Source organism: Niallia sp. FSL R7-0271, from assembly GCF_038005785.1.
Lineage (GTDB): Bacteria > Bacillota > Bacilli > Bacillales > Cytobacillaceae > Niallia.
In genome coordinates this window covers 226,390-252,805 of record NZ_JBBOTZ010000002.1, presented here as the reverse complement: position 1 = coordinate 252,805, position 26,416 = coordinate 226,390, and the positions used below count along the sequence as shown (strand labels likewise).

The window sequence follows — 26,416 nt, the reverse complement described above, 5'->3', positions numbered from 1 at the left end:
TCCTATTTTTAAAAGTTTTCATGCTTAGTAACTGATCAGTTGAGGACCATTTCGACATCATCAGTTGATTCCGTTTTAGCAAGTGTAACCTGTTTTATTTGATAATTGTCCATCTCAGTGACAGTCCATACATACTTTCCATATTCAACTTGGTCGTCTAATTGAACATTATCAACTAATTGGTATTGCATCCAGCCACCGATTGTGTCAATTGTTTCTTTTTCTTCAAAGCGGATGCCGAATTGATCTTCCAAATCTTCCAGCAACACACGGCCGTTGACTAAATAACGGTGTTCTCCAATGCTTTGAATATCTTCCACTTCATCAGCATCAAATTCATCTCTTATTTCGCCGACTAATTCCTCAAGGATATCTTCCATTGTCAGTATTCCAGATGTTCCTCCATACTCATCAATAACCAATACCATATGAATTCTTTCCTTTTGCATTTTATACAAAATGTCCTGTATGCGAGTAACTTCCAGCACAACTGGCAGTTCACGGATAAATTCATTTAGCTGACGGTTTCTTCCTGTAGCCATATTGGCTAACATTTTTTTTATGTTTACCATACCGACTATATTGTCTTTGTCTCCGTCTAATGTTATTGGATAACGAGTATAGTTAAATTCATCAAGAACTTTTATGATTTCTTCCCGGTCCATATTTTGGTCCAATGTAATTAAGGATGTTCTCGGCACCATGATATCTTTAGCAACACGTTCATCAAACGAGAAGACATTCTCCATATATTCAAGCTCTGTCTCGTTCAATTCACCGCCCTGATAGCTTTGCGCCATAACAATCTTCAGCTCTTCCTCTGAGTAGGCATGCTCGTGTCCGGCTGGTTTTACTCCGAATACGCGCAATATTCTGCCAGATGCTCCATTTAGTGCCCAAATAAACGGGTACATTACTTTACCAAACCAATACAATGGACCTGACAGCATTAATGTCAGCTTTTCTGGAAATTCAATAGCTAATGTTTTCGGTGCCATTTCACCAACAACGACATGGAGGAAGGTTACAAGAATAAATGCGATTGCATAAGAAGCAATCGAGGATACCGACCCTGGCACATTCAACAAATCAAAAATAGGATAAAGAATTCGCTCTACAGCCGGCTTTCCAAGGGCACCAAGACCTAGTGCCGTAACGGTAATACCAAGCTGGCAGGCGGAAAGATAATAATCGAGATTGCTCGCCACTTTTTTAGCCATTACTGCTTTTTTGTTCCCCTCTGCAATCAGTTGATCAATTCGTGACAGACGGATTTTAACGACCGCGAACTCTGAGCCGACAAAGAATGCCGTAAGCACGATCAATATTGCAAGTATGAACAGATTTGTAAGAGTAATTATGTCCAATCAATTCCCTCAAGGTTGAGGGATTCACCTCCGTATGAATAGTTATAACAATGTTAACAGCGTCATAATTGCTGTCATTTTTGGTTCAATTCTTTTATAAACCTTCATTCTTTCTTCTGGAGGCACATTTTTTAGTTTTTCTTCCAAAAGGGAAAGTTTCCTTTGCAAGCAGTTTATTTCATCTTGAACATCGCAAATAATCGGTTCGATGTCTCCAGAAACATCTGACTTCAAGGCTTCCTTTATTTCCTCCATCGACATCCTTTGCTGCTTCAATAGCTTAATTCTTTCCAATGTTTCAAGGACGTTCTCTGGATATAAGCGGTAATTAGAAGAAGACCGTTGTACCTCCAGTAAACCAATTTGAGAATAATAATCTATTGTCCGTGTTGACAATCCACTTAATTCAGCCACTTTTCCGATACGCAGCAACGCCTTCCCAAATTACTCACCCTTTCCGTTCATTATTTATATATAATATATCATACCAACCAGAAACTGTACAGTATAACGTTATGGTTTAAGTTTTCCCAAACAGCTTCTATACTAAACTTTTCTGGCATATGCTTTAAGATTAATTAAATTAAGCCTGCAGGCTTTAGCTGTATTTTGTATTGCTTACTCTACATATTTATTCTTCAGCTGATCTGCCCCAATTCCGCCGACAAGCATCAAAACTAATGGTAAAAACGATACGATTCCTGTTGGTATTCCTTCTAAACTTATAGCTGTCCCACCGAAATGATTTAACAGTAAGATAATTAATTTTGCAACCAGCAACAGGACACCAATAGAAAATATACTTTCAAAAAAAACCTTCCATTTCGGGTGGGCAAGCTGCTTGCTGTCTTTAATAACTTTATCCTTCAATTCTTTATCGCTCCTTAACAATTCATCAATTGTAACGCCAAATAAATCACTAAGATGAATGATCATTTCAATACTGGGATAATTCTTGCCTGTTTCCCACTTTGAAACAGACTGACGACTTACATGAATTCTTTCTGCTAAATCATGTTGAGACCATCCCTTTTTCTCCCTTTCCTTTTTTAGTCGCTCACTAAAAATCATCTTATTGTTCGCCTGCCTTTACATTTTTTATATTAATGCGATAAGTCATAAAGTAAAGATACTTCTATGCGCACCAAGGCGCAACTAATGGTTGCTCCTTGTTATTTATGGTGAAAATTCTCCTATACAGCGAAAAAAGGTTAATGCATAGTAGTTCTACACATTAACCTTAACATCATCTATTCTATTATATTCTTAACTGGCGAGTCAGACGTTAATGTAAAATCACCATTTTCTGGATCCGCAAAACCAAGATCAAGTATGCTTGAATTACTGTCACTATCTGCTGCTGTTTCGAAGGAAGCGAGGCTAGTATATTCCTCATCCTTCCAAACCCAGATTGTCTCCTTATCCTCTTCTAGATGATATACATTGCTTGAAAGGATATTGCTGCTGTTCGCGGTAAAATAATTAATGATAAATAGTCCATTTTCACTTGAAGAGAAAACATTCTTCTCGATTTTATTACTGCTCGTATCATGCTGCAGCATCAGCTGACCGCCATCCAAACCTTTTGTATCATTTTTATACAAAATATTTTTGGCTATCGTAGAGTTTTTTGTACCTCCTCTTTCTGTATCATAACCGCCGATAGAGATGCCTGTATAATTATTTTCATATACAGTATTACTTGTAATATCAATATGGACGGCATATTTTTTATGATGCTCAGAGGTTGCTTCGATTCCAAGGTCATTATGATGCACAATGTTATGATCAACAGTAATGTTACGGCCGCCATCAATATAAATTCCGCCAGCACTGTAATCTTCCCCATATGCAGGGTTGCCGTAGGAACTATTATTATAAACAATATTGCTTTCAACAGCTCCGTTTCTAACGTAATCATTTTCCTCGCTAGTGCCTTCATAACCAATCATATCAATACCGATGTTGTCATTATCTCTTACAGTGTTATGAGATATTTGAAATCCATCAATATTTCCATTAAGAACTAGTGCTTCACTTGCACCAAGCTTCAAATTTTCCACGAGATTATCTTTTATTGTTATGTCCTTCATTGCCTCTGTTGCATAAACAGCAATTCCATGGCCATTGCCCTCATCATGGAATGTCTCAATATTTCGGACAGTGTTATTCTCAATCGAAATATGACTGCTGTTGCCAGTAACGTATATACCTATAACCGTTTCATCTGCCAGCTCTGTGGAGAGATTAGTAAACGTCAGGCCTTTTATTGTAATATAGCTTTTATCATTAATGGAAGCGAGGGCTGTGTCCTCCTCTGCATCATCCATTTTTTCTCCGCTTATAATAACTTCTTCGCCGTCATAGGCCTGAAAAACAATCGGCTCTGTTTTTGTTCCGCTGTGGTTCACCTGTAAAGACTCGTAATAAGTCCCTCCGCGGATATATACAGTTGTGCCGGGAATTGCTGCTTCACTTGCCTTTTCCAATGTTTGAAAGGGTTCTTCTATGCTACCGTCATTCGCGTCATCCCCATCTTCTGCTATAAAAAATGACTGTTTAGTTGCTGCTATCTTGATCTCTTGTTCTTCTGCATCATCTCTTTGAAGGTAAACAAAAAGACATACAGCAATGCCGATAATTGCAAGTATTACTAATAACTTTTTCATGATAACGCCCTTTTCTTTTATATATACTTTCCCTCTTATATTGAGGGAAATGCAGCTGCTTGGCAAGGGAAGTCATATAGGTCCATCCTCGCTCAAGATACTGGTAAACCATTTTGTTAATTTCGGCAAATATAACAGCAGAAGAACGGATCTTGATAAACTAAAAAGGATAAAGGCAAGCCACAATCCGTGTTTTCCCCAAGCATGTGCTGCAGGTAACAGAATCAGGAAAAAGAGCAGAACGGCGCCTATCATCGAATTTTTCACATAACCAACTTCAGTAGCTCCCGTAAAAACTCTAACAGCCCAGTCCAACTGGTCCGTACTTGCTAGAAGAATTATTCCTAAAACGAATGCTGTTATGTATTTGAAAATGCTGCTAAAAGCAGTACTAAAATGACCGCCATGAGCATAAAAATATTTTTATTTAACACCATCCATTTCACGTTAATAATCACTTACTCTTGCTTTTTAAATAAATAAGAACCATTTCGTTTTATGTTCTCTATCATATTTTAATTATGCTTAGTTGTAAATAGTAATTATTACGGTTTGTAAAAAAAATGAACTCTATGCTTTGTTAACAAGCAACAGAAAGTCTTTTTTTTTTATTAATTGGAGGGAATAAAAATGGTTAAATTTTATTTTTTTCAAGGCATTGTCACCAATATATCTGATTTTCCAACCAGCCAAAATAATGAGGGGAACGGTTGTCATAAAATTTTTACCGTTGAAGATCATACAGGGTCCATCGTTCACTTCGTCATCGCCCCATCCACTTATTTTATTGACCATTTAATCGTGCAGCCTGGTGATCGGGTAACTGGATTTTATGATGGTAATGCTCCTGTCCCCCTTATTTATCCCCCCCGTTATGAGGCCATTGCTATAGCAAAGGAATTACCATATCAAAATGTGAAAGCAGACTATTTTAACAGCCAATTAGTCAGCAGTGATGGAACCTTGAAATTAAATATTGCTTCAAGCACCCAACTACGCTTAAAAAATGATCAGCCTTTTACAGGGACGCTTATGAACCGAAACCTCATTGTCCTTTATGGAGCTTCCACTAAAAGCATTCCAGCCTTAACAACTCCTTATAAAATCATTGTTTGGTGCTAATCTATTGATTTCATAGCAACCAGCCTGTTTAGTTAAGTTGAACAGGCTGGTTTTTACTTTTAAGGAAAAGGAATCAGGATATTGCGCCAAAAAGCAGCATATACCTAAATGCAGCATTTAAATACTTCCTTTTTTAGGATATCAATTGCTTTTTATAAGCGCTTACATTATTATTTTAATGAAAAGAAAAGCAGTTAATCTCGTCCCTTCTTTGCCTTCCCACTGACATTTTATAACACTTCCTAAGAAGGCCTTGTTTCATAGAATGGACAATGAATAGGAAGGGAGATGATTATATAACTTAAGGCCTTTTACTGAGGTTTCCTGCCTCATCTAAGGTTTGGATATACAGTATCCAACATTTTGATCATAACAACCATGTTTATTACCATTTATTTATGATGTAGATACTTAATAATTGTTAATGGGAGTGGATGAAATGTCTATACCGAGCGGGGCAAGCATGAACATTATTATTCGGATACAGTTAGAGACTAGCATCATTTCTTTGGGAGAAATTGTTAATGTAATCGGAGATGCTGATGGAGATATTATCGGTCTTGACGTCATCTCTTCCAGTAAAACAAATACAGTTCGCGATATTACAGTGCGAGTACATAATAATGATCACGGGCAAAAGGTAGTCAGTAAGATTTCCGAATTGGCTGGAGTTCATATTGTCAACGTCTCTGACAGCACCTTCCTTTTGCATTTAGGTGGCAAAATTGAAATGAAAACGAAAGTGCGGATTAAAAACCGTGATGATTTGTCAAGGGTTTATACACCTGGTGTAGCTGCCGTCAGTGAAGCAATACATGCTGACCCCAGCAAGGTTTATTCTCTCACCATGAAAAGCAATACGGTCGCTATCGTGACAGACGGTACAGCCGTCCTTGGTCTCGGTGATATAGGACCAGAAGCGGCAATGCCGGTAATGGAAGGTAAAGCAATGTTATTCAAGCAGCTGGCAAATGTCGATGCATTTCCGATTTGCTTGGATACGAAAGACACAGAAGAAATTATCCAGATTGTCAAAGCTCTTTCCCCAACATTTGGAGGGATAAATCTTGAAGACATCGCTTCTCCTCGCTGCTTTGAAATAGAGCAACGCTTAAAGAAAGAGCTTAATATTCCTGTCTTCCACGATGATCAGCATGGCACAGCTGTAGCTATCTATGCAGGTTTACTTAATGCCTTGAAAATTGTGCAAAAAAATGTAAAGGATATTAAAGTTGTCATCAATGGCATCGGTGCAGCAGGAATAGCTTGTACAAAAATTCTTCTAGCTGCAGGTGTGCAAAATATCATTGGTGTTGATCGCAATGGTGCGATTTACCGCGGTGAAGGCTATACAAACTCCCATTGGCAAGCATATGCGGAAATGACTAATCCTGACAACCTTCAAGGCAGCCTGTCAGATGTTATCGGAGGTGCAGATGTTTTTATCGGAGTTTCTGCACCTAGGGCTTTAAAAGCCGAAGATGTCCAAAAAATGGCCAATGATGCCATCGTTTTCGCAATGGCCAACCCAATCCCTGAAATTGATCCTGATATAGCAGCTCCTTATGTAAGAGTGATGGCGACAGGCCGCTCGGATTATCCAAACCAAATTAATAATGTATTATGCTTCCCTGGTATTTTCCGCGGAGCATTGGATTGCCGGGCAAGTGAAATAAATGAAGCGATGAAATTAGCAGCTGCTGAAGCAATTGCTTCAACGGTTTCAGATGAAGAATTAAATGAATCTTACATTATTCCTTCTGTTTTTAATAATACTGTTGTCGATAAAATACGTGACGCTGTCGTTAAGGCTGCTGTCGATACAGGCGTTGCAAGAAAAATCCCTAAGATTAGTAAATAGTTACAAGTAAAACTCACCAAATGGTGAGTTTTACTGCTTTTTAGCATAACTCAATGATGGTGATGAACATGAAGCGGCTTATTTTTAGCCTGACAAAGGATAGCATTATCATGACGGTGAGACGCAGTTTCTAATTGGATTGTCACATGAGAAATCCCCTTATGTTCCAGTTCATGTTCAATATTGCGTAAAATCGCTTCACTTTCCGCTACCGTAAGCTGACTGTCTACAACAGCATGACAGGACAACGCATGCATTTCACTGGTAATCGACCATATATGCAAGTCATGAATGCCTTGAATACCTTCTGTTTTTTCTATATCTTTAATAAGTTCCTCAACATTTACCGACTTTGGTGTCCCCTCCATTAATACATGAAGGGCATCCTTCAACACAAAGTAACCGCTTCTTAGAATCAAGACTGCTACGATGACACTTGCAAGGGGATCAGCCCAGCCCCATCCAAACACCATCATTAAAATGGCTGCTATTATCGCCCCGACACTGCCCAGCATGTCACTTATCACATGCAGGAAAGCTCCTCTCATATTTAAGTTATGTTCGGTATCTCCGCCGCGAAACATGATCCAAGCTACGACCAGATTGACCAGCAATCCAATAATGCTGATAAGGAGCATTCCAGTTGTTGCAACTTCCGGTGGATTAGCAAAACGAATGATAGCCTCGTATATAATATAAAGGGAAATAAGCATCAAGGTAGCACCATTTATCATGGCCGCAATTATTTCAAACCGCCTAAACCCATATGTGTTGCTGTAGCTTGCTGTTTTCTCTCCTAATTGAAAAGCAAGAAGCGCAATTACTAATGAAACTGAATCACTTAACATATGTCCAGCATCTGATAACAAGGCAAGACTGTTTGTAAGAAAGCCGCCGACTGCTTCAATAATCATGTAACTCGTAATAATGATAAAAGATATTAACAACACTTTTTTATTCGAATTGTGAGCGTGTCCATGACTATGGTTATGTCCCATTTTTCATTCCCCCTTAAGCTACATTATGCCGCTAAATTGTTTTTACATAAGCATTTTATTTTAATATTGTTTATATGAACATATATTCATATATAGAATACATTTATATATACCGTAAGTCAAAGGTATTTTCTATGTTTTCCCCCTTTAGTCTCATTTAAAACATTATTAGCTGGGACAATAAGTTTGTCCATTTTTCTGAGACAATATAAATCGTATGGGAGTCTCCTTCCTTCATTAATGTGCTTTGTTGCCCTTTTTCACCAACCCAAACATAAACATTTGCAGTTTGATCATTTGCTTTTATATTAATGCGGTATTCTGCTGATGTTAAATTAACAATGCCGTCCTTTTTAATGGCGTGAGAAAAGATAGCTTGAAAGTCTTGCAAGGAATCTTGGTCCTTGATAAGAAGTAAGTTTTTGCTATCAGCAAGCTCTGAAATTGTAATGGTTAAGTCACTATTATCCCATTGAATAGCTAATCCATCCGTTTCTTTTTGACACCCTGTTAGTGAGACAATTACGAATACTAATAACAAAAACCATATCTTTCTCATAATAAGCCCTCCATTTCTTTCTATTACATTAGACTTACAGAAACCATTAATTGTTACATATGGAAAAATATTAAAAGGCGCGATTTGAAATCGCACCTTTTTCTGTTACTCACCAGTAATTATTTTCACAAATTTGCGTTTGCCGACTTGAACGATTAAACCAGCGCTGACGGTTACTTCAAGTTTTGTATCTTCTGCCTTAATATTGTTCAGCTTGACTCCTCTATTTTCAATCATTCTTCGTGCTTCGCTTTTAGAGCTTAATAATTGAAGTTTCACGAGCAGGTCAATCAGTGGAACTTTAGATTCTCCATCCCATGTAATAGTTGGGATATCTTCCGGCATAGCGCCCTGCTGGAAGACGGATATGAAGTGCTGCTCTGCTTTTTCAGCTGTGTTAGCACCATGGTACATCCTGACAATTGTTTTAGCTAGGAGCATTTTCGCATCTCTCGGGTGAAGGCTGCCTGACTCTAACTGACCTTTTATTTCTTTCATTTCTTTGGGTTTGAAATCTGTTATCAATTCAAAGTATTTACTCATTAATCCATCTGGGATGGACATCGCTTTACCGTACATTTCCGTCGGGCTTTCGTCAATGCCAATGTAGTTTTTCTTTGATTTGGACATCTTTTCAACACCATCGAGCCCCTCTAATAATGGCATCAGTAACGCCACTTGCTTTTCCTTCCCAAACTTCTCTTGAAAATGCCTTCCCATTAAAATATTGAAATGCTGATCTGTTCCGCCCAGCTCAATATCACATTCCAACATAACAGAATCATAGCCTTGCATTAACGGGTAGAAGAACTCATGCAAGGAGATAGGTTTATTAAATGCCATTCTTTCTTCAAAATCATCTCTTTCCAGCAATCTTGCCACCGTAATTTTTCCTGCTAATTGTATTACATCTTCAAAGTTCAGCTTAGAAAGCCATGCTGAGTTGTAATGCAATTCAACCTTATCCATATCAATAACCTTAGCAAATTGCTCAAAGTATGTTTTGGCATTATGCTTGACCTCTTCATCAGTCAGTTGTTTTCTAGCAATCGACTTCCCTGTAGGATCACCGATCTTACCAGTAAAGTCACCAATAATTAGCTGGATGGTATGACCATTTTCCTGAAATTGTCTCATTTTATTAAGGACGACTGTATGTCCTAAATGTACATCAGGAGCAGATGGGTCCAATCCTAATTTTATTTTCAGCGGTCTATTTTCCATGATTGACCTTGCTATCTTACTTTCCAGCTCTTCTGTTGGGATTATCTCTTGCACCCCTTGGCTGTATATTGCCATTTGCCGCTTCACTTCATTTCGTTGTCCTTCTGTCAGTTGCTCTATCAACTTTTTCATCATGATTCCTCCTAAATGAAAATATAAAAAAACCACATCCCAAAAAAGGGACGTGGTTTCTTGCACGCGGTACCACCCTTATTGAAGAACTTCTTCGTCCTTCCACTTAAACGATTAACGGATCGCCCGTTCTTTGCTTTCACAAAGACAGCTCCAGGAATGTAATTCGTGTTATCTATGTGTCGATTCGCACCAGCCACCGACTCTCTTTAAACAGGGAGATAACTACTACTAGGTTTCCTTTCATTGCTTTTTCCATATTAAAAATTATTTTTACGGATTACGTTACGAAGTAAACTTGACATGTTTTTTTGCTCTTCTACTGACATATGTGCAACAATGTCTACTTCACCAACATGAAAGCGTGGATAAAGCTCCTCCATTACTTGCTTTCCCTTGTCTGTGATTGCCACATAAGTAATTCTTCTATCTCTGATGTCATTTTTCCTATAACAATACTCTTTTTTTTCCAATGTTTTTGTAATATTGCTGATTGTGGCTTTCGAAACGCCGTTTGATTCAGCTAGTTTCTTTGTCTCAATGGACTCCCATACCCATAAATCATAAAGCATGGAAAACGCTGTCCAAGACAGACCATATTCAGACAGAACTTGCTGCTCCATCTTATTTTTTAATCCTTGTGCAACTCGGTAAATATTAGTAACAACAGCAATTGCATCAAGATTTAAAGACTCAATCGGAATTTTAGTGATTCGATTGATGGTGTCCACTTCTTCAGGAAGCAATTCCCCTTTATCATCAAATGAGTATATACCGAACCACCTCTTCTCTTATAAATTTTCAAAATCATTAGCTTTGAAACGATATTATCAAATATATAAATTGAATGCAATATATTTTTATGTTTCAGGCAAAATTAATGATTAGTAACCCGAAAAGCTTTATAATGAAATATAGGTTATTAAAAATAACCTTTTTTTAATACAGGAGGGAATTGGGATGAATTTTTCTGAAAAAGTAGTTTTAATAACAGGGGCTGCTGGCGGAATCGGTATTGCTGCAGCTAAGAAGTTTGCCGCTGAAGGAGCAAAACTTGCATTAGTTGACCTAAAAAAAGAAAGCCTTGCAAATGTAGCTGCAGAGATTAGTAGCGAAGATATCCTGCTTTTAGAAGGTAATGTTGCGATTGAAGAAGATGTGAAAAACTTTGTTGAAGCGACGAAAGATCATTTCGGACGAATTGATGTTTTCATTAATAATGCTGGTATCAATGGCAAGTTTGCTAACTTGGTGGATCAAACAGCAGAGAACTTCGATGCTGTTATTAATGTTAATTTAAAAGGTGTGTTTTATGGCCTTAAATATGTGCTAAAAGTGATGAATGAACAAAAAAGCGGAGCTATCGTAAATACAGCTTCAAACGGCGGGCTTCTTGGAGCTCCAGGTATGGGTCTGTACGTTGCGTCTAAACACGGGGTAATTGGCTTAACAAAAACAGCAGCGCTTGAGGGTGCTCCATATAATGTGCGCGTAAATGCAGTAGCTCCTTCTGGAGTTGATACCCAAATGATGCGCTCTATTGAAACTAATGCAATGCCTGGCAATGAGGGGAATGCTAAAGAGCAATTTGAAGCTTCTGTTCCAATGAACCGCTATGCAACAGCAGAAGAAATTGCTAACTTAATGGCATTCCTGGCTTCTGAAGAAGCATCCTTTATTTCCGGTACTTATTACCGAATAGATGGTGGACAAGGTGCTACTTCAGCTTAATTAAAGTAAAGAAGGGATGCCACACCGGCATCTCCTTATCTTTTTGCTACGATTCCTTTACTGCTTAAATAAACTTTGCAAACGTTCTGTTCCTGCTGTTGCGTCTTCCACCATTGTATGAATCAATTCCTTGACTGTCGGCACATGATGAATCAAGCCGATTACTTGGCCAGCCCAGGCAAATCCATTTACTGGATCGCTCTCATATATAAACTTCAAATTAGCTTTCCCGCTGATAGTATCCTTTAACTCTTCATAAGCAGCCCCTTGCTTTTCCCTTTCTATGATATTCTGTGTATAGTCAGATTTCAGCACCCTTCCAGGAGTCCCAAAGGTTCGTTTTATAACAACGGTATCCATTTCCGTTCCTGCCACAAGGGCATCCTTATAAGATTTCACTGCATCAACACATTCTGCAGTCGCAATAAAACGCGTACCCATCTCAATTCCTTGTGCTCCCAATGCTAAAGCAGCTAAGAATCCTCGGCCGTCTCCTATTCCTCCGCTTGCGATGACAGGAATAGACACAGATTCAGCAACCCGCGGTATGAGAACCATTGTGCCAATATCATCCTTGCCTATATGCCCTCCACCTTCCTGACCAACTGCTATGACAGCAGAGGCACCAAGCTGCTCTGCTTTCTTTGCTTGTCTGACAGTCGATACTAGTACTAGCGACTGAATATTTTCCCCTTTAATGCGGTCTAAAATAGGCTGTGGATTGCCTCCGGTGATAGAAATAATCTCTACTTTTTCCTTAATTGCTGTCTCAAGAAGCTCCATATATGCTCCATTATAGGATCCAATTGCAAAATTGACTCCAAAGGGTTTATCCGTCATGCTTCGTACCTTTTGAATTTCCTCCTGCAATCTCTCTGGCGTAAATAAAGTCATGGCCGTTATTTGACCAAGACCGCCAGCATTTGATACTGCTGCAGCAAGCTCTGCATTTCCTAAGTATGCCAAACCGCCTTGAATAATCGGATATTTAATATTTAATAAATCAGTGACTGTTGTTTTCATATTGTATTCCTTTCCATCATAAATTACATTGAGTTAAGCATATCATAGTTTTACCGGTCACCTATATCTCCATGTTTTAGTATCTTTGTATGGGGAAGATTAAAAAGAGCAGCTAAAGGCAGAATATTTTATTAAGCAATCCTTTCATACTATAATTAACACTGTATACAATTACTTGTTTCTCTATGAAGGAGCGATTTCTATGAAGGTTACCATTACAGATAATGCTGCAGCAAAATTGCGCGCGTATGACCAGCCAGAAGGTGCAGCATTTAAATTAACAAGCATTTTTAGCGGAGGTTGCAGCTACACATACAATTATGATCTTGCGATTGATCATGAGAAAGACGAAGATACAAAATTTGAGGATAATGGCGTTGTTCTTTATTTAGATAAGATGACGATAAGTCATATCAATGAGGATTTAAAGGTTGATTATGTAGAAGGTCAAGGTTTTCGCTTAGTAGGTGCCAGCCAAATTTATACTTTTAGATTAGATGTAAAGAATAAAGTGCAAGCCTAAAAAACAGTGGAATTAAAACCCCACTGTTTTTCGCTAAGGAGAATTCCTCTTTAACTGTTACCACCTGCCATACTATATATTATCGCTTCGTGCAGCCACTTCTCTTCTGCTTCGGTAAAAGGGGAAGGCGCCATCTCCTCCAACTCATCAATATTGATGCTTTCAAGGTCAACTTCAGCTAGCTTTTCTATGACATCCTCCCCAATAAAAGCAAAAGATGATTGTAAATAAGCGGCAACCATTTGTTGCACTTGAGGATCATCTACAGGTCTTCCATAAAGTTCCTTTAAATCTTTTGCCATTTGGATAAAGCTTTTATCTAAGTCTGCTGTTTCTTTCTCTGATTTTTGAAACAGGCTTTCGCCTATTTCAGCTAACTGGTTCTTTTCCATCCATTTTTTTTGGCGGTTCTCTATTTGGATTGCTTGAATTAGAGTAAATAATAAGCTGCTGTCAACCTCATCCTCTTGTTTAAGCAGAGCAGCAATCCTTTTTATTGCTTTAATAGACAATTCAAGTTTTTCTTTTTCTTCTTCCAATGCTTGAAGATGTAACTGCAAAGTTTCATTCAAGCTCACCGTAAAGCTGGATTCATCTAATAAACTTGCTGCTTTCTCAAGACTGTACCCTAAAAATTTTAAGCTTATTATTTTTTGTAGGGTTATAATATCCTGTATTTTGTAAATACGATGACCAGATATCGCATGCTTTTCTGGCTTTAATAAGCCTATTTCATCATAATAATGCAAGGTGCGCACTGATATGCCAGTTTTAGCTGAAAATTCCCCAATCGTAAATTGTTCTTTCCCTGTCATTTACATACCTCCCATAAAAAGTATATTTTTATTATAATTCCTAACGTTACTGGAGGTTCAAGAGAAAAAATAAATTAAATATTGTCTTAAAATATCTACTCTTGAGTGAGACAGGAGTTAGTGTGTATAATAAAGTGGGCTAGACTATGTCTGGCCTGCTTTTTTTGCAGGGCAGCTGCCTCCATACAATTATTTGCTCTTCTTTTTTACATAATCATCACATATGAGAATCGGACTTTCTCTTTAAATTAAATTGAGGTGAGCAAACAAAGCAGTTTATAATATAGATATGGGAGCAACAAAGGAGTTGGTATTATTGGCCTTACCAAAAAACTATCTAGTAGACGCAACACTTGAACGGTTGGGAACATCCTTTTTGGATTTATATAACAGCAAAATCGGCGATGATGTTAGAGAATTTTTGGCAGTCATCTTCTTCGAGGAACTGATTGAGCCTGAAACCGGCAGACAAAGGAACTTAAAAGAACTACGTTCTCATTATTATCGAGATAAGTTCAAAAGGACGAAGAAAAACTGGTATTCTGCTCTTATTAAAAGCATTAATAAAAAAAGCAAGAACCCTAAGGAATTGATGGCTGAAGTTAAATTCATCCATGAAGGTATTGAAAAAGGATTTATTGACTTAGTGAATAACTATCATGTCACCGATATAAAAGACTTGATTGCAGACCGCTTAAGTGAAGTTGATAAATGGGTCAATGATGATACAAAGCTCTTATCAGATTACAAATATATTAAAGACAAAACGAAAAACCAAATAAAAAACACGTTAAAAATTGATTCTATTATTACTGTAACAAGCCTTGTTATTGAAGAGTTCGGCGGTGACTTTAACCGAATTGTCAAAGAGGTTAACGACTTGTTCAGTGAGCTTCCTTTACCAGGAAAAACAAGCAGAACAAAATTTATGGACTTTCATGAAGATCCAGCAGTCGAAAATAGTGTAACAGCCGAAATATATGAAGATGGCAATCTGTCCATCCGAACACTGCTCGGCAAAACTTTAACAGAAGAAAAAAATTCAATTGCATTAACTCCGATGGATTATGAAATATTCAATTTTATTCTTTCCAAACGAGACTATGAATTTGTGGAAAAACAAAAAATATATGTCGATATCGGAGACATTGTAAAAAATATGTACTCCTCTAGGGGTGTCAAAGAATATAAACGTATTAGAGAAAGACTGGAAAAGCTAAAGCATCTAAGCTTCGATATTAAAGCAGATGATGGAAAAAAATACATCTTTGACCTCTTTGATCATATTACTTATTTAGATGAAGCGGAAACGAAAGCAGAGATAAAGATAAATGAATTTATGCATCAGCGCTATATAGATAATCAAGTGACGAAAATCTATAGTGATAAAATCCAAAATTTCCAGCTGGAAATCTCAGAGAATATTGTCTTCATATTACAGAAAGAGCGATTTGCAAAGAGCTCCCTTTCTGATGACTCGATCGACGGGAAAAAATCAGTTGCTTATCCCCTCGCGTTTTTTACTAGACGGCTTAGATTACCGACGAGAAAAAAAGACGCTTTAGCTAAAGTTGAAAACTCTCTGCATGAGCTTGTGGACAACCAAGTGACGATAAGAAGCTTTCGCCGTGTTAACGATGTATTTCACATTGAATTCCTGCCTATCACCGAACATGAAGCAGAGGATTTAATTGACGCTAAACATCAGAAAGTTTTATTCCTTGAAACATAATGAACACCCCAATTAGTGAATAATTGGGGTGTTTTTGCTTTATAATAGTACCATTTATCATGAAAAAGCATTTTTAATTTGGAGCAGATACAAAATAGCCCCAATTTTTTTCACCATTTTATCGTGCTTTTTTTCTTAAAGCTAATATCCCTAATTTTTTTCACCATTTCTTCGTGCTTTTTTGGGCAACGAGCTTTCTCAAACAAAACAGCAATTTTTTTTCACCATTTTGTCGTGCTTTTTTTTCAAAAAGCTTCTATTAATTAAATCCATTAATTTTTTTCACCATTTTATCGTGCTTTTTATATAACTTATATTTTTTTCACCATTTCTTCGTGCTTTTTATATACATTCTCACGTTAAGGATGGCAATAAGCTCGGTTTCTACTTTAGTTTGCTTAATACTGCACCCTTTAAACACCCTTTTTATTGGCAATTCATAAATGCTAACTGAAGTAATATAATGAAACCTTAATTTTTTTTCACCATTTTGTCGTGCTTTTTATATAAATCGATATTTTTGCACCAAATCTTCGTGCTTTTCGTTGTTTTTACATAGAAATAGGAAAAAGCAGAGTTTTTTTTCACCGTTTTATCGTGCTTTTTTCTTTACTGGAATGTTTAAATACGAAAGTACTTATTGGTTCTTCTTTTTCTATATCAATCTCATCTTTTTTTCACTAATTCTTCGTGCTTTTAAGTTTTTTTCATCATTTCATCGTGCTTTTTTCTAAGTCTTGTTTAATGGATAAAATTTTCACCTATTTTTCGTGCATAATAGTGGACTTCTTAAGATTTTTTTCGACAAATTTCGACAAACGCTATAGTAGTCTACAACTTTTTTTCACAAATTTCTCGTGCTAATTTACTTTATTGCTCTTTATTGGAGAGAATGCGCAATCTTTTCACCATTTTTTCGTGCAAAAATTTTTTTACACAGAAAAAACCTCCCCTAAACCTTGCTATTATACGTTTCTCAATAAATTTTCACCATTTCTTCGTGCTTCAATATTTGTTGTAATATAGCCTTCTACACGTTTTTTCACCATTTTTTCGTGCCATTTACACCCCTTTTTTTCGGTGTATATAATAAAACATAGATAAATATAGATATTAGTTTATAGACTTTTTTTATGGCTAACAGCGCAAACCAAAAATCGAAAGGCCTTAGGCTATTTTCGGTCTTTTAATGATTTATTTTTTTCTATCGTTTCAGAAAGGAGGTTAGAACCAGTGATATACGAGGAAACGTATCAATATTTATTACATAATGTTTCATCAAAGGAATTTGACGTCTGTCTATATTCCCTTCTTCATACGGATTGGGACGGAATAATCCAGGCACCAGCTTCTGTTATTGCAGCTAAAGCCGGTACAAAAAAGAAATACTTAAAGCAGATTATTAAAAAATTCACTTCCTTTAAACGGGGCAATATTTATATTCCTGTGGAAACATCAGAAGGAGTGAAATATAAATTTAAGCGCGGCCTTTCAAGGAATCTAGGATTTAACAGCAAAACTGATCGTTATTGTAAAAAATATTCCTTCTTTTATGAAGAGTCCTTCCAGAATCTATCAATCAATTCTAAAAGATTGCTTTTGATGGCAGCTTTTCGCATGTCTGTGCAAAAAGCTGAATCCGTGATGTTCGATTATCATGATATTGTGCCTTCTAAGTATACATATGGTCATCCTTACTTTACAAAGGGCCGTCTTTACGAAGCGATTAGTGAAATCAACAACTCTAAAATTGCCGATACAGTTAAAGTTCAATTAGTGGGTAATATTTACACACGAAAGCTTGCTGTATCGTTTGAATTTGTACAAGGAACTTTAAATGAATTTGCCAGCAATTACACAGAAAGAACGCTTTTGCGCAAAAAAATGTTCCAAGCAGGCTATCATGGCTACCTTAATGACAGTTTTTGCATGGAAATCGAAAGTGTAGGCAAATATTTATATAACTCTCTATTTAGCAATGAAAAAATAATCGCTAAACAGAGGGTTATTACTGATGCTAAAGATGAGATACTTTCATTAGCTCGATTTATCTACGATACAGCAATTGAGCAGCTGGCAACAGCTCTTCCTTCGAATACTCATTTTTTGACTGATCCAAAACAGGCTTCAGCTTATTTCAGCACGATTATATACAATGTGCTTATTAATGAGATGGGTAAATACGGTCATCAGGCAGAGAGCATTAAATCCCTTCTAGACAATCATTATTTACATAAAACAATTGTAGAAAAAGAAACCGGCAGAGATATTATGCATGTTGGGATTGAAGATCAAATTAAACCAATTAAACAGCGCTTTGAAAAGGCAAATCATATCTTTGATGTTCTAAAAAGTTGGTCTGAGAACTGGGTTATTGCCCGTACAAAATCAATTATAGAGGATTCACAAGTACTGATATCTTCAAAAGATGAAGATAAAAAGCAGGAAATAAAGCAAAAACGAGGCTGGAGTGATGCAGAAGCGGCGAAGAATCATATCCAAACATTAAAGGAGCAGTCTTACGAGCAAATTAACAAGCTAATAAACCAATGTATAACATATGGAAACAAAGCTATTGAAAAGGATGAACGCATTAAATCCATAACAACTGCTAAAGATTCTTTAGCTTCCTTTTTTGCGATACATACCGAAAAAATTTTAAAACCACTATAACGACACAGGCAAACACTGGCTATTAGGCGAGTGGATCTTGTGCTGCCCACAAAAATACTAATTTATCATCATCCTTTTTATTCCAACATTTATTCCCCTTCATTAAACTTTTCAACTACTAAAAAAACCATATATTGTAAAAACTCTATTTTTTTTGCCCTTTTTTAAGGCTGTGAATTGTAATTTAATATTTGTTATTAGTTTTTTATTTATTGTTATTTGCTTTATTACAATGTGATTTAATTTATTTAATTTGTTATTGGTTATTGTTAACTTGTGGAAAGATAATTTTTTCTGTTAGCGAGGATTTTTTGTCTGTTTATCTAAAAACTTTACTTGTGACTGGCATTTTACTGCTTTTTTTGGTTTTAGAAAATTGGATAATAGGAAGGTTTGTTGAGGATTTTTGTTAATGGTTCTAAGTTATTGTTCTAATTAATGTCCTAAATATTATTCTAAATAGTTATCTAAAATAAGGAAATAAAGCTTACCACCCATTTTTTGCTATATATTATGAAAATCGCTATTTCTTAGTAATTGGCATTTAACTATAGCAAAACGTCTACTTATAGTATATTCGTCTAGCATTCAATTATTCCTATTTCAAACAAAAAAGTTTCCAACATACATGGATATACTTTATGAATACTAATAAATCTAAAAAATCCATTCTTTCCCTATTATATTAATCTATTACACTTTTTAATTTATGCATAAAATAAAATTAAATAAGGTTAAGGAGGAATTTTAATGAGTAATGTTTGGTTTCCAGGTGGAAGAAATGGTGATAATAATCAAAGAAATAAATCAAATTCACGTTCAGGTGACAGTGATAGCCGCTCCGATGCTAATGTAGATTTTGAATCTGATAATGACTTAAGAAATGATACTGATGTTGATAACCGCAATGATTTAAAGAATGTTGATAAAAATACTAATATTGCAAAGGTAAAAGACTCTGGTAATGCGAAGATTGATTTGAAAATCGACGTAGATTCAGATTCAAATGCTCGTGTACGCTCTCGTTCCAGAGCAAATGCAGACACAGAACAAGATCAAGACAACAACCAAGATAATGACCAAGACCAAGAATAATACAACGAAGGCGAGCACGGTATAACCATGTCTCGCCCATTTTTATGTAAGGAGAGTTGTTCATGTCTCCCCATCGCAGACAAATAGATAAGGAAAACAATATCTATCAGTTTCGTAATAACGGGAATGCTGAACTTGATACGAACAACGCACAAATCGGCCAAAGCGGCAATTCAGATGTCGATGTATATGTAAATATTGAGATAGATACAAAACCTATTGCTTATGCACTGTTGTCCTCATTACTGGCCACAAAGCAAATTACCCGTTTCGAATTTGAAGAAGCGATAAAAAACTTAGAAAAATTAACAAAGAAACAAAAAAAGCATATTCCTGGATTACGATTTTTTGGTCCTTTGAAGGATAATTAGAAAGAAATTATCTAACTCTTAAGGTCTCTCTTAAATGAAGTCCCTTCTGTTTCTATTCTAATCACTAAAAAACCTCAAATGAGAGTCTAACTTAGCATATTAACTAACAAGGCTTGTAGTGCCGTCACAAGCCTTGTGAAGTACATATAAGAAATTGGGGTTCGGATATGGAGCGGAAATTACAAAATGTATTGCTGAAACTGTTCAAGTAGCATTTACTTCTTAATAGATAAAATGGCTATATGGCTGCCTCCTCAAAAGCCATATAGCCATTTCTATTATTGGGACAGTCTTAAAATAATATTGTCTACAACATTGGATAAATTTCCGTTTTTATACTGTAGTATGAAATCACTGTATAACATTCTAAGCACATCTTTCACCTCAAAGCTATACTCCATATTCAACTCTGCAATATCACTTAGCATTACCTCTAGCCTCAAAGCTTGTTTTCGATTGATTAAGCATTTTATCATTTTCTTTTTTGGGGAATTTACAGGAATCAATATTTCACTTTCTTCCTCTTGATAGGAGTTAACCTTTATGGCATTTTGAGAGCGCGCTGTCAGTTCATGATAAAGCTCGACAGGATTGCTTCTCTTTTTTGCTTGGTATAAAAAATCATCCAACAGTAATGTTACTAAATCAATATGAGTGAATTTCTCATTGGCAGCTTCAGAAACATCATCACAGAAGAGCTCTCCACGTAAATATTCGGAAACAGGTACGTAAAAAGTATAAGACAACAATGTTGGTGTCGTTAACTTTCTCGTAGCTTTCATGAACCATTTATCAAATAAATTATAGGGACTATAGGAAAGCTCCCGTATTTCATCATCGTAAATAGGAAATCTGCTTTTTTTCACCTGTTCCTTTTCACCTCTTCTTCGAGCATAAATGCAAGTATTCGATATGCTGCCTCTTTCAAGCTGCAGTCCCATCTTACCTTCATTTCAAAAAGTTGATCATGATAAACCTTTTCTAACTTAGCTGGATATGGTTGTCCTTTTGGATCATAAGGACGTATAGGGAAATCTTTAAATTCCTGGAGTCCCTTCTTTACTAATATGGAACAATAAGGAGTCGGATCAAGTCCCATTTTTTTGGCTAATATTTTCAGTAGTCTCCGTTCTTGTGGATTAAAAGGGATTTTCACATCCTTTTTTTTATCGCTTCTCTCTTTTCTTCCTTCCATCTTCGTAATCGGTTTTTTCCGAACTATTTCTTTTTTTGTTTCTAATATAGATCTGCTTGTTTTATTCGTAAATATCGGATTGATTGGTTCCATCTTCTCCCTCTCTTCCTCCCTTTTGTCTTTTATTTCATTTATCTTAGTGTCAAATTGTCAGAATGTTATAGTTCTAGACTATGAAGAGGTCTATGAATATAGAACGTATAAACTTTAAGTTTTTTGGACAAACTATGATCATACGATATTACTATCGATTAGGAGGTAAATAATATGGCTTCTGGAAAAGGAAAAAATACAGGAATTGAAAATGATAAATTGAGAAAGTTAGCTGAGTTAGCAAAAAAATCTAAAACAGTAAAAAAAGGAATCGTAAAATAAATTTAGTATTTATGTTCAAAGGTAATACATAGATGTAATGACTACTATAAATCAGCGTACAATTTACGTCATTACGATAACTAAATAGCTTAAAAAATACCAACAATTAGAAGAAGCAAATAAGGTGGAATATAATCATTCAAACCTTCATAGCCTAATATAAACACCTTGAAAATATCGTCGTAAATAGAATGTAAAAGTTGGTTTTACGTAAAAAACGAAGTTAATAACATGCTATTTACGTACATACTATCTTCAGTAATGAAGTAGTCTTGTCAAAACAATCTTGTTTTTACGTAGAAAAGGGGATTTGAACGAATGATCCTTGTAAATAAAAAACTTGGTTTTTAAATAGCTGGGAACGTTTTGACTAAGAACTTAACTAAAAATATTCCTATAAATTTGAATTTATAGACACTATATAAGCCCACTATATAAAGTGGGCTTATATAGTGTCTATACTAATTTATAAAAAAATAATTACATCTAATCATTTGCTATATAAGGATTTAATTATGGTCACTATATAAAGAGACTATTATAACTAAATATGAAAAAATACAACTAAAAAACAATTAAAAAAACATGAAAAATCAATTGTTTTTGCATGATTATCGGTATTTTAGAGATTTATGGTGTTTTTTCTATTCGAAAAAGCTATAAAAATAACGAATATCACTATATGGTGTCTTTATATAGACACTATAAACAAACGCCTATATTATAGGACTTTTATAGATATATAGTTAAAAATACACCTATAAATATGCTATATAGACACTTGTATTAGAGACTATAATTAGTTATTATAGAGTTTATAAGTAATATGTTAGGAGGAAGATTCTTGGATCATAACCTTCATGAGTTACATAAGCATGTTAAGTTTAGTGATGAGGTACTGGCAATGTTCATTGATATTATTGGCCAAGACCCCAGCTTACTTAAAGTGTTCCAGTACATAGCTATTGAGGAGCAAAGAAATAAAGAACGAGGTGTGTCTATAAGTCATATAATTGAAAATGTAAAAGTTGAACGTCTTGTCAGGAAAACTGTTGGCAAAAACAAGTACGTATATGAGGAAGTATTTACGAACATTGAACGTAAAAATGTTGAAAAAATGGTAGATAAGCTTATGTTTATGTCGCTTATATATCATGAAGCAATTAAGCCCTATAAGTTTCTGTTTCTTACAAATCGAGGAAAACAGCTTATAGCCAAACTAGTCGAGAATAAATCGAAGGACAAGGAGCTGCGTAAATAATGGCAAAAACATTCACTAAGAACCAGCCGGCAATAAATATCACTATGGTGGGATTTGGACAAGCCGGAACAAGGATGGCAGACCGTTTTGCTGCTTTTAAAAGAGAGGATAATACATCTGTTTACAATTGCATCGCTTTAAACAGCAATGATGGTGATTTAGCCGGTTTAAAAAACATATCTACAAATAACAGAGTAAGCCTGGAGCTTGGCGGATTAGGCAAAAACCCAGAAGAAGCTGTACATATATTAGAGAAAAATGAAAAAGCGAAGGAAAAGCTGAAGTCCTTTATACAAGAAAGAATCAGACCGCAGGATGATCTAGTTATGTTCTTCGCTGGTCTTGGCGGCGGAACAGGCACTTCTACTATCGTTAAAGCAATTGAGGAGTTTTATGATTACAACAACAAACCGAAAATCATAGAAGAATTTAATCTAATTCGTCAGGAAATCGGTGATGCTGAAGTAAAGGCAAATGCCAAGAAATACTTAAAAGAAGCTTCTATTAGAGCAAGAAGAAAATTCATTAAGATTGGTGTTGTTGTGACAATACCTACACGTGCGGATGGTCCCGATGCCCTTCGACAAGTAAATAATTTTGCTCAACAGATTTGGGATATCGCAAAAAACCCTAATAAAGGCGTTGCTTTTGTAGTTTTTGCAGACAATCAGCATTTTTATGATGAGTTTAAACAGCTGCCTGAAAACAGCAGAAATGGTATTGATAACTACAGAGACTATGCAAACAATGAAATCGCAGAGATTTTCCATGAATTGAACACTGCTACTACTGGCGGCGGAACAGCGGTCACTTTTGATAGTGCTGACTTTAGACGGGTTGTACTGGAGCATACAGGATCACTTGTTATCAGCAGATTTTCTAAGCCGAGCAATTCGGTGAGAAATGGTCATGATGTTACTGCAATGTTTAAAGAAGCGATCGAGAGCAGTAATTTACATCAGCCTATACAGCTGTTTGATAAAGAAACGAATACATCAGCAAGAATTCATCATATTGGACTGCTTGCAATCCTCGATAAATCCAATGATATTGGCAGTTCTTTTATTGATGATGCCAGAGAAGAAATTATTGAAAAACTTCCGTTAAACGGTACAGTTTTTAGTGGATATTTGGAGGAAAAAAACAACTTTTCAACGAGTGTTTATACGTTCTTTAAAGCTGATGCCCTTCCAGAACGCTTAGCTAAAGGTTTAGTAAAGGAATATGAAGATTTTAAAGCAAGACAGCAGGAAGTAAGCTACCAGCAGTCAGTAATCAGCTCAATCGCTGCTGCCAATGATGATGAAGATTTTGATCTTGATTTTGAAGAATTAGGCTTAGCAGAATTTATGAGTAATGAAAAACCGGCTGATAAAAACGATACTGACAGTGATATAGATTTAGATGATATCGATTTAAGTCTGCTAGATGACTAATTTTAAAGGTAAAAGCTATTGAATTCCCCTTTCCTATCGTACATTTAGACTGGGATTTGGGCTTTTCTAAGAAAACTTCAGGTATAAAGCCTGAAGTTTTTTTGTTTTACAGGAATTTAATTAGGTTTATCCTATTAAAACTTCTTGGTAAGGCCCCTTTTCGCTGTTTTTCCACCAATATTGCCCCTAATTGAGTATTAGTAGGTGTATTTTTTGTAATGTAAACGATTCATAAATGAATCCATTTATGTAAATGTATATATTTTTATATAAATGACTGCTTAAATACCGTTTTTTCATTCGTGCATATACGTAAAACTTCGCTTAATTGTCTATTAGAAAACTTCATATTTATGTGATTTTAACGATCTTTATATATAAAATCCATCGTAAATGATAGGTAAATCTATAATTTACATAAAAAGCAGAAAACTATATATGTAAAACTACGTAAAAATAATATTATATTTATATAGCTTTATTTGGAAACTATATTGCGTTTACGTAATTATTCTATAAATACCGTATGTATTTACAATAACTTAAATCGTAGATGATTCGTAAGAGTGTATTTTATGTAAATCCAATGTATTTGTTTACGTAAATGATAATAAATCCAAAATTTAATTACGTAACTAGTATGTAAATATAAAAGCATACCATCGTACAGCTAACGTAAATTGACGAAGTGTAAGTCATTTTATAATTCGTAAACATCTCGTAAAAAGAATCTTTATGTAAAAACTAAGTTATATTTACGTAAATTGAATAGTGGTTGATGAGATTGAAGTATCGTTGAATGAACTACTTTACGTACGAATTACGTAAATAATATACGTTGATAACTAAGTTATTTTCGTAAGTGGTTCGTAAAGCAAGGGTTTACGACGTGTTTTGATTTTTATAGTTGGTCAATGTCGTAAATATTATGTTTATTTACGAAATGAATTGAGGTGTTTATGTTTTCCAGTTCGATAAACAACTTCTCTTCAACGTAAATACAACGTTGCAATTATATAGATTTATAAAGAGAAAATTCGTAAACGAACCGTAAAAATACCGTTTACAAGCTTTGATTTTTTTAGAAACTAAGTGTAAAATCAAATAAAGTGGTTTTTTTTGAGCAACTGGAGGTGAGCAAAGTGGAAGATAAACATCAACGTGAGGAATTAAAGGAATTATTACTAGAAGAATTTCAATTTGACCAAATTTATAATCTAGCATTATCCCATACTTCTGAAGAGGATATTTGGACAGATTCAATCTTATCCATTAATCCAGATACTCATTATGTAGCGATTAAGGCTAGCGAATTTATAGGCAGAGATGATGCCACTATTAGGCATTATTTACGGAGTGAACTTTCTGACATATACATTAAACCGCAAAAGCACGGTAGGTACTATCGCCTGAATTACATAACTATATTTAGGATTCACCTTATTTCATTATTAATGGAAAAAGTAGGGATGACAACAAACCAGCTGTTGGTGGAATTAGGTGCCGAGCCTACATTTGAATCCAATAGAAAGAGTTCAAACGATGCTTTGCTTGAACAAATTTCTAACTTTAAAGAGGCAGTAAATTATTTATATAACAGTAATATGAACTATCAAAACTTGCTGCTTGAAATCCTTTCGATGGATCGTTCCGTAAATCAGCTGAAATATGAAATTACCCAGCTTGAAAGAGAAATGAGTGAAAGTAATCAGGAAATTAAGCAATTAGAATCATCTGCCTATCAGGATTATTTACTAGATCGGCAGAATCATATTATGGTTGCCTCATTAAGGAAAAAACAAAAGACCTCGATATTTTCCTTGTTTAAAAAGGAAAGTGATGATGAGCCCTTAATCACAGATGAAGTAGATAAGCAGCTAAAGGAAAAACGGATGGATGCTATAAAAGACCAAATAGCGCAGCTGAAATCAGATATACAAGCATACAGTGAAAAAAGGGAATCTTTAGTTACGAAGTTGACTGAAGATGAAAAGAAACTGTTAGTTCTTACAGAACAGCAAAAATATATGCTTTCTGACAGCAACAGTGGCAGAATGATAGAGGCTGCTGCCGATCTTGAAACGGTTGAATAATGTTAAATTAGTTACCCAGACATTGTGCTTGGAGAGAGGGATATCTCTCCTGATGCGATGCTGGGTTTTTTTATGTTCTTTTGAAATATATATGGGTGGATATAACTGTATATGACTGCAGTCGAACGTATATTTTAAAAAGGGACATATGTCCTTTCTAA

The 26,416-nt window shown here is 35.5% G+C and carries 24 protein-coding genes and 1 other annotated feature; of the genes, 11 read left to right on the top strand and 13 right to left on the bottom strand.

The genetic code is table 11. The features are described from left to right. Positions 1–35 precede the first annotated feature (35 nt). The 5 genes from MKX82_RS21230 to MKX82_RS21210 all read right to left on the bottom strand — a co-directional run bounded on the left by MKX82_RS21230 (position 36) and on the right by MKX82_RS21210 (position 4,303). Positions 36–1,367 carry a hemolysin family protein gene (locus MKX82_RS21230; RefSeq protein WP_233316990.1) on the bottom strand — a complete coding sequence of 444 codons (1,332 nt, stop codon included), beginning with the start codon at positions 1,365–1,367 and terminating at the stop codon, positions 36–38. Positions 1,368–1,409: 42 nt separating this feature from the next. Further along, the gene (locus MKX82_RS21225) at positions 1,410–1,781 is read right to left on the bottom strand and encodes a MerR family transcriptional regulator (RefSeq protein WP_237943384.1); all 372 of its coding nucleotides are present in this window, start codon (positions 1,779–1,781) and stop codon (positions 1,410–1,412) included. 204 nt (positions 1,782–1,985) lie between these two features. Further along, complete coding sequence (locus MKX82_RS21220) at positions 1,986–2,438, bottom strand: helix-turn-helix domain-containing protein (protein ID WP_233316988.1); 453 nt, start codon at positions 2,436–2,438, stop codon at positions 1,986–1,988. A gap of 179 nt (positions 2,439–2,617) precedes the next feature. After that, complete coding sequence (locus MKX82_RS21215) at positions 2,618–4,036, bottom strand: right-handed parallel beta-helix repeat-containing protein (RefSeq protein WP_341079911.1); 1,419 nt, start codon at positions 4,034–4,036, stop codon at positions 2,618–2,620. Between the two features lie 72 nt (positions 4,037–4,108). Further along, a complete protein-coding gene (locus tag MKX82_RS21210) occupies positions 4,109–4,303 on the bottom strand; it encodes a hypothetical protein (protein ID WP_341079910.1) in 195 nt (64 codons plus the stop codon). Positions 4,304–4,666: 363 nt separating this feature from the next. Between MKX82_RS21210 and MKX82_RS21205 the strand changes: the two genes are divergently transcribed. Further along, positions 4,667–5,158, top strand: a complete 492-nt coding sequence (locus MKX82_RS21205; protein WP_233316985.1) for a hypothetical protein — start codon at positions 4,667–4,669, stop codon at positions 5,156–5,158. Positions 5,159–5,597: 439 nt separating this feature from the next. Beyond that, entirely contained in the window at positions 5,598–7,019 is a 1,422-nt protein-coding gene (locus MKX82_RS21200) for an NAD-dependent malic enzyme (RefSeq protein ID WP_233316984.1), read from the top strand. A gap of 50 nt (positions 7,020–7,069) precedes the next feature. On the opposite strand, the gene MKX82_RS21195 is transcribed toward MKX82_RS21200, so the two are convergent. The 4 genes from MKX82_RS21195 to MKX82_RS21180 all read right to left on the bottom strand — a co-directional run bounded on the left by MKX82_RS21195 (position 7,070) and on the right by MKX82_RS21180 (position 10,678). Continuing rightward, positions 7,070–8,017 (bottom strand): cation diffusion facilitator family transporter, encoded by a 948-nt coding sequence (locus tag MKX82_RS21195; RefSeq protein ID WP_233316983.1) that lies wholly within the window; start codon positions 8,015–8,017, stop codon positions 7,070–7,072. A 157-nt stretch (positions 8,018–8,174) separates the two neighbouring features. Further along, positions 8,175–8,576: a hypothetical protein gene (locus tag MKX82_RS21190; RefSeq protein ID WP_341079907.1), complete on the bottom strand. Its 402-nt coding sequence runs from the start codon at positions 8,574–8,576 to the stop codon at positions 8,175–8,177. 105 nt (positions 8,577–8,681) lie between these two features. Further along, complete coding sequence (gene tyrS, locus MKX82_RS21185; RefSeq protein WP_341081583.1) at positions 8,682–9,932, bottom strand: tyrosine--tRNA ligase; 1,251 nt, start codon at positions 9,930–9,932, stop codon at positions 8,682–8,684. A 43-nt stretch (positions 9,933–9,975) separates the two neighbouring features. Beyond that, positions 9,976–10,188 (bottom strand) — a binding site (T-box leader). A gap of 4 nt (positions 10,189–10,192) precedes the next feature. After that, positions 10,193–10,678, bottom strand: coding sequence for a MarR family transcriptional regulator (locus MKX82_RS21180; protein ID WP_267913446.1), 486 nt, complete (start codon positions 10,676–10,678; stop codon positions 10,193–10,195). A 214-nt stretch (positions 10,679–10,892) separates the two neighbouring features. Between MKX82_RS21180 and MKX82_RS21175 the strand changes: the two genes are divergently transcribed. Beyond that, on the top strand, positions 10,893–11,663 hold the full coding sequence (locus MKX82_RS21175; RefSeq protein ID WP_233316981.1) for an SDR family NAD(P)-dependent oxidoreductase: 771 nt from the start codon (positions 10,893–10,895) through the stop codon (positions 11,661–11,663). Between the two features lie 57 nt (positions 11,664–11,720). On the opposite strand, the gene MKX82_RS21170 is transcribed toward MKX82_RS21175, so the two are convergent. Further along, positions 11,721–12,686 (bottom strand): NAD(P)H-dependent flavin oxidoreductase, encoded by a 966-nt coding sequence (locus tag MKX82_RS21170; RefSeq protein WP_233316980.1) that lies wholly within the window; start codon positions 12,684–12,686, stop codon positions 11,721–11,723. Positions 12,687–12,888: 202 nt separating this feature from the next. Here MKX82_RS21170 and MKX82_RS21165 point away from each other — a divergent pair, with 202 nt between their 5' ends. Beyond that, complete coding sequence (locus tag MKX82_RS21165; protein WP_233316979.1) at positions 12,889–13,209, top strand: HesB/IscA family protein; 321 nt, start codon at positions 12,889–12,891, stop codon at positions 13,207–13,209. Positions 13,210–13,259: 50 nt separating this feature from the next. Here the strand turns inward: MKX82_RS21165 and MKX82_RS21160 are convergent, their stop codons facing one another. Continuing rightward, the gene (locus MKX82_RS21160; RefSeq protein WP_233316978.1) at positions 13,260–14,024 is read right to left on the bottom strand and encodes a MerR family transcriptional regulator; all 765 of its coding nucleotides are present in this window, start codon (positions 14,022–14,024) and stop codon (positions 13,260–13,262) included. Positions 14,025–14,340: 316 nt separating this feature from the next. On the opposite strand from MKX82_RS21160, the gene MKX82_RS21155 reads away from it, so the two are divergent. From MKX82_RS21155 to MKX82_RS21140, 4 genes are all read left to right on the top strand, one after another. Continuing rightward, positions 14,341–15,756: a hypothetical protein gene (locus MKX82_RS21155; RefSeq protein ID WP_233316977.1), complete on the top strand. Its 1,416-nt coding sequence runs from the start codon at positions 14,341–14,343 to the stop codon at positions 15,754–15,756. A 1,233-nt stretch (positions 15,757–16,989) separates the two neighbouring features. Beyond that, positions 16,990–18,429: a hypothetical protein gene (locus tag MKX82_RS21150; protein ID WP_233316976.1), complete on the top strand. Its 1,440-nt coding sequence runs from the start codon at positions 16,990–16,992 to the stop codon at positions 18,427–18,429. Between the two features lie 750 nt (positions 18,430–19,179). Further along, a complete protein-coding gene (locus MKX82_RS21145) occupies positions 19,180–19,524 on the top strand; it encodes a hypothetical protein (protein ID WP_237943371.1) in 345 nt (114 codons plus the stop codon). Between the two features lie 62 nt (positions 19,525–19,586). Beyond that, on the top strand, positions 19,587–19,895 hold the full coding sequence (locus MKX82_RS21140) for a hypothetical protein (RefSeq protein WP_233316974.1): 309 nt from the start codon (positions 19,587–19,589) through the stop codon (positions 19,893–19,895). Positions 19,896–20,173: 278 nt separating this feature from the next. On the opposite strand, the gene MKX82_RS21135 is transcribed toward MKX82_RS21140, so the two are convergent. After that, positions 20,174–20,761: a hypothetical protein gene (locus tag MKX82_RS21135; protein ID WP_341079903.1), complete on the bottom strand. Its 588-nt coding sequence runs from the start codon at positions 20,759–20,761 to the stop codon at positions 20,174–20,176. Beyond that, entirely contained in the window at positions 20,758–21,183 is a 426-nt protein-coding gene (locus MKX82_RS21130) for a hypothetical protein (RefSeq protein WP_233316972.1), read from the bottom strand. Before MKX82_RS21130 ends, MKX82_RS21135 begins: the two co-directional genes overlap by 4 nt. Before the next feature lie 1,126 nt (positions 21,184–22,309). Between MKX82_RS21130 and MKX82_RS21125 the strand changes: the two genes are divergently transcribed. From MKX82_RS21125 to MKX82_RS21115, 3 genes are all read left to right on the top strand, one after another. Continuing rightward, on the top strand, positions 22,310–22,726 hold the full coding sequence (locus MKX82_RS21125) for a hypothetical protein (RefSeq protein ID WP_233316971.1): 417 nt from the start codon (positions 22,310–22,312) through the stop codon (positions 22,724–22,726). Next, the gene (locus tag MKX82_RS21120) at positions 22,726–24,162 is read left to right on the top strand and encodes a cell division protein FtsZ (RefSeq protein WP_233316970.1); all 1,437 of its coding nucleotides are present in this window, start codon (positions 22,726–22,728) and stop codon (positions 24,160–24,162) included. Before MKX82_RS21125 ends, MKX82_RS21120 begins: the two co-directional genes overlap by 1 nt. Positions 24,163–25,304: 1,142 nt before the next feature. Then, positions 25,305–26,255: a hypothetical protein gene (locus MKX82_RS21115; protein ID WP_233316969.1), complete on the top strand. Its 951-nt coding sequence runs from the start codon at positions 25,305–25,307 to the stop codon at positions 26,253–26,255. Positions 26,256–26,416 lie beyond the last annotated feature (161 nt).

Coding starts and splice junctions, on each gene's coding strand:
- MKX82_RS21220 (WP_233316988.1), bottom strand. CDS start 2,438: ATGATTTTTAGTGAGCGACTAAAAAAGGAAAGGGAGAAAAAGGGATGG.
- MKX82_RS21215 (WP_341079911.1), bottom strand. CDS start 4,036: ATGAAAAAGTTATTAGTAATACTTGCAATTATCGGCATTGCTGTATGT.
- MKX82_RS21205 (WP_233316985.1), top strand. CDS start 4,667: ATGGTTAAATTTTATTTTTTTCAAGGCATTGTCACCAATATATCTGAT.
- MKX82_RS21200 (WP_233316984.1), top strand. CDS start 5,598: ATGTCTATACCGAGCGGGGCAAGCATGAACATTATTATTCGGATACAG.
- MKX82_RS21195 (WP_233316983.1), bottom strand. CDS start 8,017: ATGGGACATAACCATAGTCATGGACACGCTCACAATTCGAATAAAAAA.
- MKX82_RS21190 (WP_341079907.1), bottom strand. CDS start 8,576: ATGAGAAAGATATGGTTTTTGTTATTAGTATTCGTAATTGTCTCACTA.
- tyrS (WP_341081583.1), bottom strand. CDS start 9,932: ATGAAAAAGTTGATAGAGCAACTGACAGAAGGACAACGAAATGAAGTG.
- MKX82_RS21175 (WP_233316981.1), top strand. CDS start 10,893: ATGAATTTTTCTGAAAAAGTAGTTTTAATAACAGGGGCTGCTGGCGGA.
- MKX82_RS21170 (WP_233316980.1), bottom strand. CDS start 12,686: ATGAAAACAACAGTCACTGATTTATTAAATATTAAATATCCGATTATT.
- MKX82_RS21165 (WP_233316979.1), top strand. CDS start 12,889: ATGAAGGTTACCATTACAGATAATGCTGCAGCAAAATTGCGCGCGTAT.
- MKX82_RS21160 (WP_233316978.1), bottom strand. CDS start 14,024: ATGACAGGGAAAGAACAATTTACGATTGGGGAATTTTCAGCTAAAACT.
- MKX82_RS21145 (WP_237943371.1), top strand. CDS start 19,180: ATGAGTAATGTTTGGTTTCCAGGTGGAAGAAATGGTGATAATAATCAA.
- MKX82_RS21140 (WP_233316974.1), top strand. CDS start 19,587: ATGTCTCCCCATCGCAGACAAATAGATAAGGAAAACAATATCTATCAG.
- MKX82_RS21130 (WP_233316972.1), bottom strand. CDS start 21,183: ATGGAACCAATCAATCCGATATTTACGAATAAAACAAGCAGATCTATA.
- MKX82_RS21120 (WP_233316970.1), top strand. CDS start 22,726: ATGGCAAAAACATTCACTAAGAACCAGCCGGCAATAAATATCACTATG.